The organism is Acidovorax sp. BLS4 (assembly GCF_032929295.1).
Taxonomy (GTDB): domain Bacteria; phylum Pseudomonadota; class Gammaproteobacteria; order Burkholderiales; family Burkholderiaceae_C; genus Paracidovorax.
In genome coordinates this window covers 4369878-4385869 of sequence record NZ_CP136797.1, presented here as the reverse complement: position 1 = coordinate 4385869, position 15992 = coordinate 4369878, and the positions used below count along the sequence as shown (strand labels likewise).

General features: G+C 68.1%; 16 protein-coding genes. 8 read left to right on the top strand and 8 right to left on the bottom strand.

Annotated features, from left to right (window positions below):
• Nucleotides 1-93 precede the first annotated feature (93 nt).
• From R1Z03_RS20215 to R1Z03_RS20190, 6 genes are all read left to right on the top strand, one after another.
• The gene (locus R1Z03_RS20215; RefSeq protein ID WP_317354449.1) at nt 94-1083 is read left to right on the top strand and encodes a tripartite tricarboxylate transporter substrate binding protein; all 990 of its coding nucleotides are present in this window, start codon (nt 94-96) and stop codon (nt 1081-1083) included.
• Between the two features lie 107 nt (nt 1084-1190).
• The gene (locus tag R1Z03_RS20210; protein ID WP_317354446.1) at nt 1191-1760 is read left to right on the top strand and encodes a hypothetical protein; all 570 of its coding nucleotides are present in this window, start codon (nt 1191-1193) and stop codon (nt 1758-1760) included.
• Nucleotides 1761-1824: 64 nt separating this feature from the next.
• Nucleotides 1825-2676 (top strand): hypothetical protein, encoded by an 852-nt coding sequence (locus tag R1Z03_RS20205; RefSeq protein WP_317354443.1) that lies wholly within the window; start codon nt 1825-1827, stop codon nt 2674-2676.
• A 188-nt stretch (nt 2677-2864) separates the two neighbouring features.
• Nucleotides 2865-4028, top strand: coding sequence for an iron-containing alcohol dehydrogenase (locus tag R1Z03_RS20200; RefSeq protein ID WP_317354439.1), 1164 nt, complete (start codon nt 2865-2867; stop codon nt 4026-4028).
• A gap of 181 nt (nt 4029-4209) precedes the next feature.
• Nucleotides 4210-4893: a type 1 glutamine amidotransferase domain-containing protein gene (locus R1Z03_RS20195; RefSeq protein ID WP_284431123.1), complete on the top strand. Its 684-nt coding sequence runs from the start codon at nt 4210-4212 to the stop codon at nt 4891-4893.
• Nucleotides 4894-5546: 653 nt separating this feature from the next.
• The gene (locus tag R1Z03_RS20190) at nt 5547-5699 is read left to right on the top strand and encodes a hypothetical protein (RefSeq protein ID WP_272569550.1); all 153 of its coding nucleotides are present in this window, start codon (nt 5547-5549) and stop codon (nt 5697-5699) included.
• A 132-nt stretch (nt 5700-5831) separates the two neighbouring features.
• On the opposite strand, the gene R1Z03_RS20185 is transcribed toward R1Z03_RS20190, so the two are convergent.
• The 7 genes from R1Z03_RS20185 to R1Z03_RS20155 all read right to left on the bottom strand — a co-directional run bounded on the left by R1Z03_RS20185 (nt 5832) and on the right by R1Z03_RS20155 (nt 12053).
• Nucleotides 5832-6752 carry an NAD(P)/FAD-dependent oxidoreductase gene (locus tag R1Z03_RS20185; RefSeq protein WP_317354434.1) on the bottom strand — a complete coding sequence of 307 codons (921 nt, stop codon included), beginning with the start codon at nt 6750-6752 and terminating at the stop codon, nt 5832-5834.
• Nucleotides 6742-7203, bottom strand: coding sequence for an Rrf2 family transcriptional regulator (locus tag R1Z03_RS20180; protein ID WP_272569551.1), 462 nt, complete (start codon nt 7201-7203; stop codon nt 6742-6744). The genes R1Z03_RS20185 and R1Z03_RS20180 overlap by 11 nt, the downstream gene beginning before the upstream one ends.
• A gap of 77 nt (nt 7204-7280) precedes the next feature.
• Complete coding sequence (locus R1Z03_RS20175) at nt 7281-7841, bottom strand: sugar O-acetyltransferase (RefSeq protein WP_284431171.1); 561 nt, start codon at nt 7839-7841, stop codon at nt 7281-7283.
• Between the two features lie 162 nt (nt 7842-8003).
• The gene (locus R1Z03_RS20170; RefSeq protein WP_284399824.1) at nt 8004-8327 is read right to left on the bottom strand and encodes a helix-turn-helix domain-containing protein; all 324 of its coding nucleotides are present in this window, start codon (nt 8325-8327) and stop codon (nt 8004-8006) included.
• 31 nt (nt 8328-8358) lie between these two features.
• Nucleotides 8359-9672 (bottom strand): HipA domain-containing protein, encoded by a 1314-nt coding sequence (locus tag R1Z03_RS20165; RefSeq protein WP_317354429.1) that lies wholly within the window; start codon nt 9670-9672, stop codon nt 8359-8361.
• 113 nt (nt 9673-9785) lie between these two features.
• Entirely contained in the window at nt 9786-11075 is a 1290-nt protein-coding gene (locus tag R1Z03_RS20160) for a M20/M25/M40 family metallo-hydrolase (protein ID WP_317354426.1), read from the bottom strand.
• Nucleotides 11076-11165: 90 nt separating this feature from the next.
• Nucleotides 11166-12053: a LysR family transcriptional regulator gene (locus tag R1Z03_RS20155; RefSeq protein ID WP_317354423.1), complete on the bottom strand. Its 888-nt coding sequence runs from the start codon at nt 12051-12053 to the stop codon at nt 11166-11168.
• A 98-nt stretch (nt 12054-12151) separates the two neighbouring features.
• On the opposite strand from R1Z03_RS20155, the gene R1Z03_RS20150 reads away from it, so the two are divergent.
• Complete coding sequence (locus R1Z03_RS20150) at nt 12152-12580, top strand: nuclear transport factor 2 family protein (RefSeq protein ID WP_284431175.1); 429 nt, start codon at nt 12152-12154, stop codon at nt 12578-12580.
• Here the strand turns inward: R1Z03_RS20150 and R1Z03_RS20145 are convergent.
• The gene (locus R1Z03_RS20145; protein WP_272563647.1) at nt 12567-13493 is read right to left on the bottom strand and encodes a LysR family transcriptional regulator; all 927 of its coding nucleotides are present in this window, start codon (nt 13491-13493) and stop codon (nt 12567-12569) included. The genes R1Z03_RS20150 and R1Z03_RS20145 overlap by 14 nt on opposite strands.
• Nucleotides 13494-13601: 108 nt before the next feature.
• Between R1Z03_RS20145 and metE the strand changes: the two genes are divergently transcribed.
• On the top strand, nt 13602-15992 hold the full coding sequence (gene metE / locus R1Z03_RS20140; protein WP_317354419.1) for a 5-methyltetrahydropteroyltriglutamate--homocysteine S-methyltransferase: 2391 nt from the start codon (nt 13602-13604) through the stop codon (nt 15990-15992).

The window sequence follows — 15992 nt, the reverse complement described above, 5'->3', positions numbered from 1 at the left end:
CATATAGCTATCAAATCAGTAGCAAATAGAACAACACGGATGCCCACCGGCGCATCCCTTTCCCCCGACCATCCCCTTGAAGGAGACAAAACCATGCACCGCAGAACCCTGCTCAAAAACGCCCTGGCCGCCGCTGGCGCCACCGCCGGCGCCGCCATGCCCTGGGCGGCCCGGGCCCAGTCCGACTACCCCAGCCAGCCGATCCGCTGGGTCGTGCCGTACCCGGCCGGCGGCGGCACCGACGTGCTGGCGCGCACCGTGGCCGAAGCCCTGCGCGGCCCGCTGGGCCAGCAGATCGTGGTGGACAACCGCCCCGGCGCCTCCACCAACATCGGCGCGCAGATGGTCGCCACCGCCAAGCCCGACGGCTACACGCTCATGTCCGCCGACAACGCCCTGCTGGCCTACAACGAGCACCTGTTCAGCAAGCTGCCGTTCAGCCCGGAAAAGGACTTCACCTACATCGGCGGCCTGAGCCGCTTTCCGCTCGCCCTGGTGGTGCACCCGGCCTTCGAGGCCAGGACCGTCAAGGACCTGCTGGCCTACGCGCGCGCCAACCCGGGCAAGCTCAACTACGCCTCGCCGGGCAACGGCTCGCCGCACCACCTGGCGATGGAGATGTTCAAGAACCGCACGCAGACCTTCCTGACCCACATCCCCTACCGCGGCGCGGCGCCTGCGCTGCAGGACGTGATGGGCGGGCAGGTGCCTTGCATGTTCCTCGACCTGGCCGCCGGCCTGCCGGTGATCCAGGCCGGCAAGGTGCGGGCGCTCGCCATCGGCTCGGCCAAGCGCGTGCCCGGCCTGCCCGACGTGCCCACGCTGGCCGAGGCCGGCGTGCCCAACACCGAGGTCTATGCCTTCCAGGGCGTGCTCGGCCCCGCCGGCCTGCCGCCCGCACTGGTGACCCGCCTCAACACCGAGGTCAACAAGGCCCTGGCCAGCCCGCCGGTGGTCAAGCGCATGCAGGACTTCGGCATGGAGCCCCTGGGCGGCACGCCCGAGCAGTTCCGCGCGATGGCCCGCGCCGAGGCCAAGCGGTGGGGGGAGATCATCAAGGCGGCGGGGGTGAAGCTGGATTGAGGGCAAAGGGTTGCGGAGCCCCTGCGAAACGCACATATCCCGCCAGGCGGAACGAATTGAAGATCGGGATTTAAACTACGGCGCCCTCGTGTTTTTCCCGACTTGCCATGCATTCGATATTTCGCCTGCCCTTTGGCTGCATGCCTTCGCGGGAATGGCTTAGCGCCGGCCGGACCGTCCTGACCTTTGCCGCTTTGTTGATAGGCGGTGCTGCCGGTGCCACGCAGGCCGCCGCCCAACGTGCATTGCCAGTCCCGGCCGATTCTGCTTTTTCGAAACCGGCGTCCGGCCACATCGCTTCGGCGGACACCCTCAAGGCGTTTTTGGGCAAGCTTCGCCAGAATCGGCGTGAAAACCGTTTTTGCTTCGTGCAGGAGCGGCTTGATGCCGCGCAGCCGGCGGAGCGCGACACGATCTGGATGGTGTGGACCACGGGGGCGAGGATCTACACCTTGACCAATGACCCCGGCGGCCCCCGCGAAGATCCCGCCAGCGAGGCGGCAGGGCTGGTGAACTCCAATCCCGTCAATCTGAAGACAGACGTGGTGGCCACTCAGGACGAGGTAGGAACCAGCACCTTCCTCGTGACCCGTGCCTGGGCGGACCGCATCGTCAACCAATGCCAGCGCGTTGGGGTCACCGTCCGGATGCCTCCTTTCGCAGGGGTTGTGCGGTAGCGCATTTCGCGAACGCTTTGGCGCGCTGGACGATCCCGGCCGCTTCTTCTTTTTCAAAAACCCGATGCCCAATGCCCTCTTGAAGTTTGCGTATGACGCTCCCGTGCCCAGCGTGTTGACCTTGGTGGTAGGCAACCAACTGCGCGCCAAGCTCGAGTCCATCGACAAGCGCCAAAAGCTCGTGGCCGTGAGCGACATCCCTAATCTGCTCCGGGTCACGAGCACCACCCACAATGCCCGAGCCGACTCGTGGGCTTTCGTGGTCACGGCACTGCGCGAGGGCAACGCAAAGCTTGCGATCCAGGTGCAGCAGGGAGTTGGGGCACCAGTGCTAACCATTACTCCGCCCCTGGTGACCGTCAACATCAAAAAGGCGGTGGTGTTGCCGGATGCCGCTTCCGATGCGGGCCTGTTGATGCGGCTGTTCCTGGCCGAGGCGCCTGCCCCGCAACGATGGAAGGTACTGGGCGTGAAGGATGTCGCGCAGGCCCAGCAGGGCATGCGTCTGATGCGCCGTGTGATCGTCAACCGGCTGAACTCAGGCAATACGAAAGAGTTCGGGGCAGCGAATGCAGGGAGCCTTGCAGACATCGTGCGCGGCAGCGATGGCGGGCAAGTCCAATTCAGGGGGTTCGACCACTACCCGCAACTGGATGCCGAAAAGCGATCGCAAATCGATGATGTGATGGCGCTGGTCAACGATGCCACCAATACGCAATGGCATGCCAGCTATGCGGCGTTCTACGAGGCCGCCTTCGCTGCGGCCACCGAAAGCCTGCCGCCCGATCCCAGCCCCACCGGGCTCTACGGTTGGCGCACCGACAAACGGGGAGCGCCCTCCGTCGAGTTCAAACCCTTCACTTCGTCGGGCGGCAACACTTTTTTCATGCACTCGCGATACCGGCTGAGGCCCTGAGCGGGAGCGGAGTCGGTGCGGTAGCAACCTGCTCATTCCGATGGATGCCTTTACAAGCCGGGGTTCGTCCCCATCTCTGGGAAATTGCAACCCATCGGGCTGGTTCCACGACGGGTTTGCATCGCCTGCTCACATCGAGGCAAGGCGCATTGCGCTGCGCATGACAACCCCACCCGGAGAAAACTCCCATGCTGAATTTCGACTTCCACAACCCCACGCACATTGCCTTCGGAAAAGGCCGCATCGCCGACCTGGACCGACTGGTCCCGGCACAGGCCAAGGTGCTGATCCTGGTGGGCGGCGCCAGCGCCGAGAAGACCGGCACGCTGGCCGAAGTGCGGGCGGCGCTGGGGGGCCGGCAGCACGCCACGTTCGCGGGCATCGAGCCCAATCCGAGCTATGAAACCTCGATGAACGCCGTGGCGCAGATCCGCGAGGGCGGGTTCGACTTCCTGCTCGCGCTGGGTGGCGGCTCGGTGATCGATGCGGTGAAGTTCATCGCCGCGGCCGTGCCGTTCGAGGCCGGCGACCCGTGGGCCATCCTGGAAAAGCGCGGCAGCAACGTGGCCCGCGCGCTGCCGTTCGGCGCGGTGCTCACCCTGCCCGCCACGGGCTCGGAGATGAACAACGGCGGCGTGATCACGCACCGCGCCAAGGGCGCCAAGCTGGCCTTCGGCAGCCCGCACACCTATCCGGTGTTCTCGGTGCTCGACCCCACCAAGACCTACACGCTGCCGCCGCAGCAACTGGCCAACGGCGTGGTCGATGCCTTCGTGCACACGGTGGAGCAGTACCTCACCTACCCCGTCAACGGCGCGGTGCAGGACCGCTTCGCCGAGGGCATTTTGCAGACGCTGATCGAGATCGGGCCGCGCATCCTGGCCGCGCCCGAGCCGGTGTACGACGACCGCGCCAACCTGATGTGGACGGCCACGCTGGCACTCAACGGCCTGATCGGCGCGGGCGTGCCGCAGGACTGGGCCACGCACATGATCGGCCACGAGATCACCGCGCTGCACGGCATCGACCATGCGCGCACGCTGGCCGTGGTGCTGCCGTCCCTGCTGCAGGCGCAGCGCGGTGCCAAGCGCGCCAAGCTGCTGCAGTACGGCGAGCGCGTGTGGGGCATCCGCACCGGCACCGAGGACGAGCGCATCGACGCGGCCATCGCCGCCACGCGCGATTTCTTCGAACGCATGGGCATCCCCACCCGGCTGTCGGCCTACGGCGTGGGCGCGGACAGCGTGGCCACGCTGGTGGCGCAACTGGAGGCGCACGGCATGGTGCGCCTGGGCGAGCACCGCGACGTGACGCCCGAGGTGAGCCGCCGCGTGCTCGAAGCGGCGCTCTGAACGGGGCCGGCAAGGCCTTGCCAACCCGCGGAGCGCGCGCCATAGGCGGCGGGCTACCGTCTGCGCCCGCGCCCGTTCTTTGCGGGCCCCCCTTCCATTCGGCGGTGCCGGCCCCATCTGGGGGCAGGCGCTTTCGCTGGCGCTTCTCCTCTTTTTCTGATCTCCCTTTGAAAGCACCGCCATGGCAAAGAAAATCCTGATGGTCCTCACCTCCCACGACCAGCTGGGCGACACCGGCAAGAAGACGGGCTTCTGGCTCGAAGAGTTCGCCGCGCCCTACTACGTGTTCCAGGACGCAGGCGCCGAGATCACGCTGGCCTCGCCCCAGGGCGGGCAGCCTCCGCTGGACCCCAAGAGCGACGAGCCCGATGCGCAGACCGACGCCACGCGCCGCTTCAAGGCCGATACCGAGGCGCAGAAGCACCTGGCCAGCACGCTGCCCCTGTCCGGCATGAACCCCGACCACTTCGACGCCGTGTTCTACCCCGGCGGCCACGGCCCGCTGTGGGACCTGGCGGAAGACGCCCATTCCATCGCGCTGATCGAGAACACGTTCGCCGACCGCAAGCCCCTGGCCCTGGTGTGCCATGCGCCCGGCGTGCTGCGCCACACCAAGACGGTGGGCGGCCAGCCGCTCGTGCAGGGCCGCAAGGTGACCGGCTTCACCAACACCGAGGAAGAAGGCGTGCAACTCACCAAGATCGTGCCCTTCCTGGTGGAGGACATGCTGAAGGAGCGCGGCGGCCAATACGCCAAGGGCCCCGACTGGGCGCCTTTCGTGCTGACCGACGGCCTGCTGGTGACGGGGCAGAACCCCGCATCGTCCGAGCCGGCGGCGCACGCGCTGCTCAAGCTGCTGGGCTGAGCCGGGCTGCTTGCCTGCAGAGGCAGGCGGCTCCGATTCAAGCGTGCTGCAGCGGCACCGGCCCACGGCGAGGGGCGGCGTGCCGGTGCAAAACGGCACTGCAACAGTGCGTTGCTGGTGCGGAAAATGGATGAGCGAATGGGGCCGCTTTCAGCATCTGCTGCGCTGCTCCTGCTGCTGCCATGGATGGGCAGCCGGCGAGGAGGGCTTTTCGCATGCCGGGATATGATGACCGTCGTTTCAATGCCACAGCCTGTGTGAAGGTCTGCCCACGATGACACGCCGCGTCACGATCCAAACGCCATTGGGAGAACAGCTGCAGTTTCGCCGCCTGCAGGGCAAGGAACGCTGCACGGACCGGTCTGGCCGCCTCATCGGCAGTCAAACTCTACCGCGCTGGTCTGGTCTGAAACATACAAGCGCGGCGCGCCGGGGCCTTGCCTCGACAGGGCCCCGGCGCAGATTCCACGGCGGCAGATAGCTATCATTCATATAGCAATCTGGCAACCATGTCCGAGCGCATTACCGGAGGTTACAGGTCGGCGGCGCCGTGCTCTTTAGACTCGCGCCTTTCCCAGCGCAATGCGGTTGACGCCGCAGGCCGCACCTTCCCTCCCCTTCCTACCCATTCATCACTCTTCAGAGGGAATCCCATGTCCGTTGCATCCATTCTCGGCATCTCGATCGGCGCAGGCGTCGGCACCTATTTTTCGCTCAAGAAGAACCCCATGCCACAGGGCAAACGCGTGCTCATGTGCGTGGGCGCCGGCGTCGTCGTTTTCGTGCTGCTCAAGATCATTCTCTGAGCGGCGGGGCGGCCCCGCGCTGCGGCAGCGGGGCCTTGCAGCCATGGCGAGGCGGCCGCCGCAGCTCCGCCACCCTTCCCTTCTTCCCGTCTACCCTCCCACGCTTTCGGGCCGCCCTCCGGCGCCCGGGCATCACGTCCCGAACACCAGCGCCTTGTGCAGCCCCACGCCCGCCATCAGCCCGTTGGCGGATGCCAGCGTCGCGTTGTGGCCCGGCATGGCCGCGTCTCCCGCGGCAAACACACCGGGCACCGTGGTCTGCTGCGTGGCATCGGTGCGGATCACCAGGCCGGCCGGCCCCTCGTCGAAGGCGCAGCCCAGTTGCTCGGCCAGCGGGCTGGCCATGTGCGTGCGCGGCGGCACGAACAGCGCCTTGATCGGCACACGGCGGCCATCTTCCAGGCGCACGCCCGACAAGGCGGGCGCGTCCCCTTCCAGGCCCGCGATGCGCGCCGGCTCGAGGGCGATGCCGCGGGCGGCCAGTTGCGCCAGCGATTCGGCATCGGGCGCCTCGTGGCCATTCAGGAACAGCGTCATCGGGCCCCAGTCGGCCACGAGCAACGCGTGGTGCACCGAGGCGGGCGCGGCGTACAGAGTGCCCAGCGGCCGGCCACCGACCTCGTAGCCGTGGCAATACGGGCAATGCAGCACGGTGGCGCCCCAGCGCTCGCGCAGGCCATCGACGGCAGGCAGCTCGTCGCGCACACCGGTGGCCAGCAGCAGCTTGCGGGCGGCCAGCGACTCGCCCGAATCCAGCGTCACGGCGAATTCACCGTCACCGCCCTCACCTGCCGGGCCGAAGGCTCGGGCCTGCGTGGCCGTTCCCGCCTTGAACGTGACGGACGGATAGGTCAGGAGCTGGCGGCGCGCCAGCGCGATCATGTCCTGCGGCCGCTCGCCGTCCTGGCCGAAGAACCCGTGCGACGCCGCCGCGAAGCGGTTGCGCGGCGCGCCCGCATCCACCACGCACACGCTGCGACGGGCGCGGGCGATCTGCATGGCGGCGGACAGGCCGGCAAAGCTGCCGCCGATGACCAAGGCATCAAACCGCATGGGACACCTCCTTCATCGACAGGCCACTCTGGGCAAAGCGGCGATGGAAGTCGCGCGACAGATCGGCCAGGGTGATCTGCTCCAGGCGCGCCAGCAGCAGCGCCTCGGCCTCTCGATAAGTGCCGTCGAGCGCGGCATTCACCGCCTGCTCCACCAGGCATTCCGGGCGCTCGGTGCGGTGGCCGACTGCGAGAAACGGCGGCTCGCCCACGGCGCGGTGGATGTCGGCCAGGCTCACCTCCTCCAGCGGGCACGACAGCACCCACCCGCCGCCATGGCCCTTGGCCGAGGCGACGAAGCCCGCCTCGCGCAGGCCCGCCATCACCCGCCGCACGACGACGGGATGCGTGTGCATGGCCTGGGCCAGCGATTCGGAGGTGGACGGGGTGTCGTTCTCGGCCATGTGCAGCAGCACATGGAGAACGCCGGATAGCTTGCTGTCTTGTTTCATGCAACATTATTAGTTGCATGAAAAAGATCTGGCAAGCGAAGGGGCATGCTAGGCGGGCGTCTCCCCGGGCCGATGTTTCAGCCCTGGCGCGGCGGCAGCACCCTGGCCGGGTTGCCCACCACGGTGGCGCCGGCAGGTACATCGCGCGTGACGACGCTGCCCGCGCCGATGATGGCGTCGTCGCCCACCGTCACGCCGGGCATCACCAGGGCGCCGGCGCCGATCCACACGTTGCGGCCGATGGTCACCGGGCGGCCGAACTCCAGGCCCTGGGCCCGCTCCTGCGGCGACCGCGGGTGGTCCGCCGCGAGCAGTTGCACGCCCGGCCCGATCTGCGTGCCGTCACCGATGCGCACTTCGACCACATCCAGGATCACGCAGTTGAAGTTGAGGAACACCCCCGTGCCCAGGTGGATGTTGAAGCCGTAGTCGCAGTGGAACGGCGGGCGCACCACGGCCCCCTCGCCCACCGAGCCCAGGTGCTCGGCCAGCAGCGCGCGCCGCTCGGCGGGGTCTGCGGCCATCGCCGCGTTGTAGCGCACGAGCCAGCGTTTGTTGGCCGCCATGTCGGCCTGGAGTTCGGGATCGCCGGCGTGGTAGAGCCGGCCGGCCAGCATGTGTTCTTTCTGTGAGGTCATCGGGCCATTGTGAAGGCGCCGCGGGCGCAGGCGGTCGCCCGGGTGACCCCGTGGAGGGGTTCAAGCCAAAATGGCCACCAGCACAATCAACACTAGGGCATACAGCTATTAAATTGATAGCAAACAGAATGCCGCGCGTTGTGTGCCGCGCATTGTGGCCCGTCAGGCAACGGGGCCACCGCCGTCGTCCGGCGCCACGGGCTCCACCGGTGCCCGCACCACCCCCAGCCGCAGACCGAGCACGCCCAGGATGCGGTTCATCGTCTGCACCGTGCCCGGGCTGCGGCCCTGCTCGATGTCCTGCAGCGCGCGATGCGAGATGCCCGCCAGGCGCGCCAGCTCGGCCGAGGTCAGCCGCAAGGTGCTGCGCAGGTGGCGGATGGACTCGCGCAAGGTCCATTGCGGGTGGTCCAGCAGGTCCTGCACGGCCTGGCGGCGCAGCAGCAGTTGCTGTGCCAGTGGAAGGGGGGTGTAGCGTTTGTCCATGCGAAAGGGGCCCGCTTTTCAAGTGTTGATGTCACAGGGCCTGCAGCGCCTGCACCTGGGCCGCGATGGCGGGCTGCAGAAAGCGGTGCACCTCCGGCTCCAGGCCGAAGCCACCGCCGTCGCGCGCCACGGCTTCCAGGGGGCCGGCCAGGTCCCGCAAGGCCTGGGCCATCGGGGCGCGCGGCAGTGCGCATTCGGCGGCGACGGCGTCCAGCACCCGGCGCCAGTCCGGCGCGCCGTCGTCCCCCACCGCCCAGCGGATGCGCCGCGCGATGCCATCGGGGTGCAGGTACATGGGCGCAAAGTCGAACACCGGCGTGAGGGCGATGCGCCCGTCAAAGCCGCGCTGCACGGCCGTGTTGCGCGCGTGGTTGTCCTTGTTGCCCAGCGCCAGGTTGGCCACGTCGCGGCGCAGGTACTCCGCCACTTCCGCAGCGGGATCGGTGCACACGCGGGCCAGCTGGCGGCACACTTCCTCGTGCGAGGGCACGGCGCCGAATCCCGCCCGGCCGGTGAGCGTGGCGATGCTTTCCTGCGCCAGCCGCACCACGCCGCCGCCCTGCCCCGAGCCACGCGCCGCGTCGCCGGCGATGCGGTCGAAGCGCGGAATGAAAAGCGCCCGGTCGCGCAGCACCAGCGGCGCGTGGACTCGCAGTCCCAGGTGCCGGGCAATGTCCATGTAGGGCGCCTCGTGCCGCAGGATGGCCGCGAGCCGCTCGTTCGTGCCGCGGCCGAACTTGACGATGAAATGCGCTGCCGCCTCGCCATCGGGCAGCGAGTGGTCCAGGTGCAGCAGGCCATCGCTGGCCGAGCGCGTGAGCAGCACCTTGGGCCATTCGCCCTGCACGCCCGACGACCCGGCCACGAAAAGCCCGTGGCGGCTCAGGTAGTCCATGAAGTCGGACGACCGCTCGGCCACCTCGGCATCGGTGAAGCCGCGGCGCGGCCCGGTGCGCGCCTGCAGCCAGTCGGCCGCCTCTTTCACCCGCAGGTGGCCGATGGGGTTGCCGGCCCCGGCCAGCAGCAGCGGCCAGTCGGCCACGGCTTCTGACGCCTCGGGCAGGCCCAACTGGCGCAGCAGCTCTTCGCGGCCATGGCCCTGTGGCAGCAGGTCCGCCAGAAAGCCGGGCCACTGGCGCAGCTCCAGCGGCTCCAGCCCGGTGGCGAAGCCGCTGGCCAGCGCCCAGGCATCGCGCCGGCCCCCGTGCTCCACAGCCCATTCCACCGCATAACCGGTGTAGCTGGGTGTGCGCCAGCCCTGGGCGGGATCACCCAGCAGCAGGACGCTGGCGGCGTCGTGCCACCGGCCCTGGGCGTGGATCTGGAGCGTGCATTGCGGCTGCATATGCACAGAAATATATCAATATTGCTACTGTTTAGCCATGTAATATGGATAGTTTTCTGCCAAAAATGGGTAATTGCGGAGCGGAACCTTCTTTGCCCCGCGACACCACTGGCTTACTTGAGCACGCCTCGCGAAATGTCCATCACCATGCGCGTGGCCAGGTACAGCCGGGGCACGATGGTGTCGATCTGCACGTATTCGGCGTTGTTGGAATGCGCCCTGTAGCCCGACAGGCCCATGCCCTCCACCACGGCGCCGCGGGTCTTCAGCGCGGCGAACGCCGCGTCGGTGCCGCCGCCGGTGGCCTTGTCCAGCACGTTCAGGGGCAGGCCCAGTTCCTGGTAGATGGCCTTGCCGTGGCCGGCCACGCGGCGCGAGGCGTCGTTGGCCTCCAGCGGCGGGCGGCGCACTTCGAACTTCACCGATACCTTGGATTCTGGCAGCAACTTGGTCTGCACCTTGGCCTGCAGTTCTTTTTCCAGCCCGTCGAAGTCCGACACGCGCAGGGCGCGGGCGTCCGCCTGGGCCGTGGCCTCGGCGGGAATCACGTTGCGGTTGGTGCCGGCCTGGGCCACGGTCCAGTTCAGTTTGAGGCCCTGCTCGGGCCTGGACAGGTCCTTGAGCTGCAGCAGCTGGTGCGACAGCTCGTAGAGCGCATTCACGCCCTTTTCGGGCGCGGCGCCGGCGTGCGAGGCCCGGCCCTGCACCGTCAGGTAGGCCGCGCCGATACCGCTGGTGGCCAGGCGCAGGCTGCCGTCCGTACCTCCGCCCTCGAAGGAAAACACTGCATCCTGGTCGGCCGCGACGCGGGTGATGGTGCTGCGCGCGCCGGGCGAGCTGATTTCCTCATCGCCGTTGATCAGCACGGTGAGCGTGCCGTACTCCTTGAAGCCGAGTTTTTGCAGCAGGCCCACGGTGTGCAGGATGGTGGCCACGCCCTGCTTGTCGTCCGCGATGCCCAGGCCGTAGGCCTTGCCGCCATCGATGCGAAAGGGCTGGTCCTTCAGCATGCCCTTGAGATACACCGTGTCCATGTGCGCGATGAAGAGGATCTTCTTCGTGCCGGTGCCCTTGAACTCGGCATGCACCGCCGGGCCCACCTTCTCGGGCGTGTCGTCCAGGCGATAGATGTCGGTGGGCTGCAGGATCTCCACGGTGCCACCCTGGGCCTTCAGTTGCTGGGCAATGCGCGCGGCGATCTGGTTCAGGCCTTCGATGTCCTTGCTGCCCGACTCGATGTGCACCAGGTCGCGCAGCGTGTCCAGCAACGGCTGCTGCTCCTTTTGCGCCAAGGCGTGCACGTCGGCCACCGGTGCGGCCTGCGCCAGGGTGCCGGCGAAAGCCAGGGAAAGGAATGCGATCAATGGACGCACGAACGATGACGGGGTTTGCGAGGAATGCATGGTGGCAACAGTGGGCATGAATGGGAGATAAGCCATTATGGGCCGCTGCAACGGAAACTTCACGCCCTCTGATTTCTTGCAATATCCCATTCAACCGCGGGACTGCGATAGGGAGGGATCGGTTGCGATCCACTGCGGATCGATGCGCGATGGCCGGGTACGCAGTTCGAACAGCCACATGCCATACAGCGGCAAGGCCTCGGCGAGTTGAAGCGCCCTGACCACCGGCGTCGCGGCGCCGAGCAGTGCCGGATGGGGCACGACGGCCAACAGCTCGGATTGCCCCACCAGATGGAGCATGCTGGCGAAATCGGGACAGCGCACCGCGATCTTGGGCACAGGCATGCGGCGCACGCGGTGCGCCTCGGTGAGCACATCGACGGGACCTTTGACGCTGGGCCCGACGCAGGCCCACGCAGCGCCCTGCAGCTGCGCCAACGTTCGGGCCCGTGCCAGGGGATGGCCGCGGCGGGCATAGACCTGCGGCTGCAGCTCGTAAAGCAGGCGCTCGGCCAGGTCCGGGTGGGCAAATTGGCGCGGCTTGGGCGCGATGACCGCATCGAACCGCCCCTGCAGCAGTCCGGCCAGCAGCGCACCCTCGTCCGCCGTCGCCATGTCGAGGCAGCGCCGGGGATGGGGAAGGCACCAGCGCGCATACAGCACGGGGCCCCAGACCAGGGCGGCGGATGGCGTCAGCCCCACGCGCAGCACATTCCGGTCGGGCGCAGGCACTGGCTTGAACCCCAGCGCCCCCATGCGCTGCCCCAGCGACGACGATTGCGCCGCGACCGATCGCGCAAGCTCGGTCGGCACATAGCGGCGCCCCGCACGGACCAGCAAAGGGGCGGAAAAGTGCGCCTGCAGCGCCTTCATTCCCTGGCTGATGGCAGGCTGGGAGACGCCACAGGCCTGTGCGGCCCGGGCAAAAGAGCCGTGCTCGACGACCGACCGAAGGTATTGCAGATGGCGCAGATACATAAGCACCCTTTATGTATTGGCACCGATTGTGGCTTGCCGGACAGCGCCGGCGCCGCCAAGCTAGGGCGATCTCCCCAGCGACCCACCAAGGACACCGCATGACAACGCACCCGCTCGACACCGTCAAGGCCTATCTGGGCCACCTCCACGCCAGCGATACCGAGGGCCTGATCGCCTGCTTCGAAGACGACGGGCTCGTGCACTCGCCTTTTCTCGGCACCCTGGGCGCCCGCGACTTTTTCCACCGGCTCGCGCAGGCCTCGAATGGCAGCGTGATCACCGTGCTGGACCTCTTCACCTCGGTGGCACCGCAGGACGGCGGCGCCGTGCGCATCGCAGCCTACTTCCGCTACGACTGGACTTTGAGCGACGGCCGCGAGGTGGCCTTCACCTGCGTCGATGTCTTCACCTTTGACCCAGGCAGCCCACGCATCCGGGCCATGCAGATCGTCTACGACACGCATCCCCTGCGCGAAGAGGTCGGTGACAAATACGCACCGGCACCGCCGCCGACTACAGCAGCGTGACGGCCTTGAGCGCAACGAAGCTCGTCTCGCGAATCACGCCAACGAAGTCCTGCAGGTAGTGCCGGCCCGACAACTGCGGCAGGCAGGCCGCGTGCAGCTCGCCCATCAGGCCCTGCTCGCCCACGGGCCGGGCGGTGACATAGCCGCGGTCCAGATAGCTTTGCACCGCCCAGAGCGGCAAGGCCGCCACGCCGCGGCCGCTGGCCACGAGCTGCAGCATGGCGACGGTGAGTTCCGTGGTGCGCCGGGGCGGGCGGATGCCGGCGGGCTCCAGCACCTGGCGCACGATGTCCAGCATCTCGTCAGGCACCGGGTAGGTGATGAGGGTCTGGTCGGCAAAGTCCTGCGCGGCCAGCCACGGCTTGTCGGCCAGCGGGTGCCCGTTGGCCAGCAGCGCGCGGATCTCGAATCCGAACAGCGGGTGGTGGTCGACGCCCGCCTCGTCGCCGTCCACCTCCGACACGATGGCCAGGTCGGCCCGGTCCTGGTGCAGCAAGCCCACCGGGTCGGCGTGAAAGCCGCTCACGATGTCCATCTCCACCTCGGGCCAGCGGCTGCGGAAAGCGTCCATCGCGGGCATCAGCCAGTCGAAGCAGGTGTGGCATTCCACGGCGATGCGCAGTTGCCCGGCGGACGCCATCGACAGCCGCGCCACGTCGCGCTCAGCCGCTTCCACCTGGGGCAGCAAGGCATCGGCCAGCGCCAGCAGCCGCGTGCCGGTGGCGCTGAACTGGGGCGGCACGGACTTGCGCTCGAACAGGGGCGCGTTGTAGCGGTCTTCCAGCAGCTTGATCTGGTGCGACAGGGCCGACTGGGTGAGATTGAGCAGTTGCGCGGCGCGAACCAGGCTGCCGCTGTCGCGCAGGGCGGCCAGGGTGCGCAGGTGGCGGATTTCCAGGATCGACTGGTTCATTAGTTATTCTCAAGATGAAGGCACAAAACTTTCGTTTGAATAATAAATGCAATCACCGGACCATGGCGGCCTGCCTCAGCGCACCACCCATTCAAAGGAATTTCGACCATGGCCCAATCACCCATCTCCACCCACACCCTCGGCTTTCCGCGCATGGGCGCGCACCGGGAACTCAAGGTCGCGCTGGAAAAGCACTGGCGCGGCGACCTGACGTCCGAGGCGCTGGAAGCCGTGGGCGCCGAACTGCGCGCCCGCCACTGGCAGGCCCAGCGCGACGCGGGCCTGGCCTTCGTCACCGTGGGCGACTTCGCCTACTACGACCATGTGGCCAACCACATCCAGCTGCTGGGCGCCGAGCCCGCGCGCTACGGCTTCGTGCCCGGCCAGCCCGAACTGGCCCGCTACTTCAAGATGGCCCGTGGCGAGTCCACCGCCACCGCGGCCGCCTGCCAGGGCGAGTCGGGCCAGGGCGCCTGCGGCCACGCACCCGCCACGCCACACGCCAGCCAGTTCGCGCTGGAGATGACGAAGTGGTTCGACACCAACTACCACTACCTCGTGCCGGAATTCACGCCGTCCACCCACTTCCGATTGGCCAGCGAGCGCCTGTTCGACGAGGTGGCCGAGGCGCAGGACCTGGGCCACCCTGTCAAGGCGGTGCTGCTCGGGCCCCTGAGCTTTCTTTACCTGGGCAAGGAAAAGGCCGAGGGCTTCGACCGCTTTTCGCTGCTGCAGCCGCTGCTGGACGTGTACGAACAGATCCTCGCGCGGCTCAAGCGCCAGGGCGTGGCCTGGGTGCAGATCGACGAGCCCATCCTGGGCCTGGACCTGCCCGATGCCTGGCGACACGCGTTCGAGCCGGCGTACTGGCAGCTCAACCGCGCCGGCGCCCAGGTGCTGCTGGCCACCTACTTCTCGCCCCTGCAGGAAAACACCCGGCTCGCGTGCCAGCTGCCCGTGGCCGGCCTGCACGTGGACGCCGTGCGGGCGCCGGAGGACCTGGTCGCCGTGACCGACTGGCTGCCCAGCCACAAGCTGCTGTCGGTCGGCATCGTGGACGGCCGCAACATCTGGCGGGCCGATCTGGACGCCGCGCTGGAGCGCCTGGCCGCCATCGCCGCCAAGCACCGGGGGCCGCTGTGGATCGCGCCTTCGTGCTCCCTGCTGCACGTGCCTTTCGGCCTGGCGTCGGAAGACCGGCTCGATGCCGAGGTGAAGTCCTGGCTGGCCTTCGCCCTGGAAAAGCTCGGTGAGCTGCAGACCCTGCAGAGCGCCCTCAACGGACAGCCCGATGTGGCGGCCCTGGCCAGCGCGCGCGCCGCCATCGACAGCCGCCGCGCCAGCCAGCGCGTGCACCGCCCCGATGTGGGCCGGCGCCTGGACAGTGCCCCGGCCGGTGCCGACCAGCGCACCGCCCCCTTCCCTGTCCGGCAGGCAGCGCAGCGCCAGCGGCTGCAACTGCCGCTGCTGCCCACCACGACCATCGGCTCGTTCCCGCAGACCGCCGAGATCCGCGCCGCCCGCGCCGCCTTCAAGCGCGGTCAGCAAGCCCCGGACACCTACCGCGCCGCCATGCAGGCCGAGATCGAACGGGCCGTGCGCACGCAGGAGGCCCTGGGCCTGGACGTGCTGGTGCATGGCGAGGCCGAGCGCAACGACATGGTCGAATATTTTGGCGAACAGCTCGACGGATTCGCCTTCACCGCCAACGGCTGGGTGCAGAGCTACGGATCGCGCTGTGTGAAGCCCCCCATCCTCTTCGGCGACGTCGCCCGGCCTCGGCCAATGACGGTGGACTGGACCGCCTTCGCGCAAAGCCTCACCCCGCGCCCCATGAAGGGCATGCTGACCGGGCCCATCACCATCCTGCAGTGGTCTTTCGTGCGCGACGACCAGCCGCGCAGCCGCACGGCCGAGCAGATCGCCTGGGCGATCCGCGACGAGGTGACCGACCTGGAAGGCGCCGGCATCGGCATCATCCAGATCGACGAGCCCGCCATCCGCGAAGGCCTGCCGCTGCGCCGCGCGGACTGGAAGACCTACCTGCAATGGGCGACCCGGGCGTTTCGCATCAGCGCATCGGGCGTGCGTTCGACCACGCAGATCCACACCCACATGTGCTACAGCGAGTTCAACGACATCCTGCCCGAGATCGCGGCCATGGATGCCGACGTGATCACCATCGAGACCAGCCGCTCCGACATGGAGCTGCTGCGGGGGTTCGGGGCGTTTCAGTACCCCAACGAGATCGGTCCTGGCGTGTACGACATCCACTCGCCCCGCGTGCCCGGCGTGCAGGAAATGCGGCGGCTTTTGGAGAAGGCCGCGCAGGTCGTTCCGGTGGAAAACCTCTGGGTCAACCCCGACTGCGGCCTGAAAACCCGAGGCTGGCCCGAAACCGAAGCCGCGCTGCGCAACATGGTGGACGCCACTCGCGCGCTGCGACGCGAGTGGGCGATCTTGAACGTGGCAGAGCCAGAGGTGGCAGCCAGCGCCTGA

Bases quoted from the DNA above. Each gene is read 5' to 3' on its own strand.
- R1Z03_RS20215 (WP_317354449.1), top strand. From the start codon at position 94: ATGCACCGCAGAACCCTGCTCAAAAACGCCCTGGCCGCCGCTGGCGCC.
- R1Z03_RS20210 (WP_317354446.1), top strand. From the start codon at position 1,191: ATGCATTCGATATTTCGCCTGCCCTTTGGCTGCATGCCTTCGCGGGAA.
- R1Z03_RS20205 (WP_317354443.1), top strand. From the start codon at position 1,825: ATGCCCAATGCCCTCTTGAAGTTTGCGTATGACGCTCCCGTGCCCAGC.
- R1Z03_RS20200 (WP_317354439.1), top strand. From the start codon at position 2,865: ATGCTGAATTTCGACTTCCACAACCCCACGCACATTGCCTTCGGAAAA.
- R1Z03_RS20195 (WP_284431123.1), top strand. From the start codon at position 4,210: ATGGCAAAGAAAATCCTGATGGTCCTCACCTCCCACGACCAGCTGGGC.
- R1Z03_RS20190 (WP_272569550.1), top strand. From the start codon at position 5,547: ATGTCCGTTGCATCCATTCTCGGCATCTCGATCGGCGCAGGCGTCGGC.
- R1Z03_RS20185 (WP_317354434.1), bottom strand. From the start codon at position 6,752: ATGCGGTTTGATGCCTTGGTCATCGGCGGCAGCTTTGCCGGCCTGTCC.
- R1Z03_RS20180 (WP_272569551.1), bottom strand. From the start codon at position 7,203: ATGAAACAAGACAGCAAGCTATCCGGCGTTCTCCATGTGCTGCTGCAC.
- R1Z03_RS20175 (WP_284431171.1), bottom strand. From the start codon at position 7,841: ATGACCTCACAGAAAGAACACATGCTGGCCGGCCGGCTCTACCACGCC.
- R1Z03_RS20170 (WP_284399824.1), bottom strand. From the start codon at position 8,327: ATGGACAAACGCTACACCCCCCTTCCACTGGCACAGCAACTGCTGCTG.
- R1Z03_RS20165 (WP_317354429.1), bottom strand. From the start codon at position 9,672: ATGCAGCCGCAATGCACGCTCCAGATCCACGCCCAGGGCCGGTGGCAC.
- R1Z03_RS20160 (WP_317354426.1), bottom strand. From the start codon at position 11,075: ATGCATTCCTCGCAAACCCCGTCATCGTTCGTGCGTCCATTGATCGCA.
- R1Z03_RS20155 (WP_317354423.1), bottom strand. From the start codon at position 12,053: ATGTATCTGCGCCATCTGCAATACCTTCGGTCGGTCGTCGAGCACGGC.
- R1Z03_RS20150 (WP_284431175.1), top strand. From the start codon at position 12,152: ATGACAACGCACCCGCTCGACACCGTCAAGGCCTATCTGGGCCACCTC.
- R1Z03_RS20145 (WP_272563647.1), bottom strand. From the start codon at position 13,493: ATGAACCAGTCGATCCTGGAAATCCGCCACCTGCGCACCCTGGCCGCC.
- metE (WP_317354419.1), top strand. From the start codon at position 13,602: ATGGCCCAATCACCCATCTCCACCCACACCCTCGGCTTTCCGCGCATG.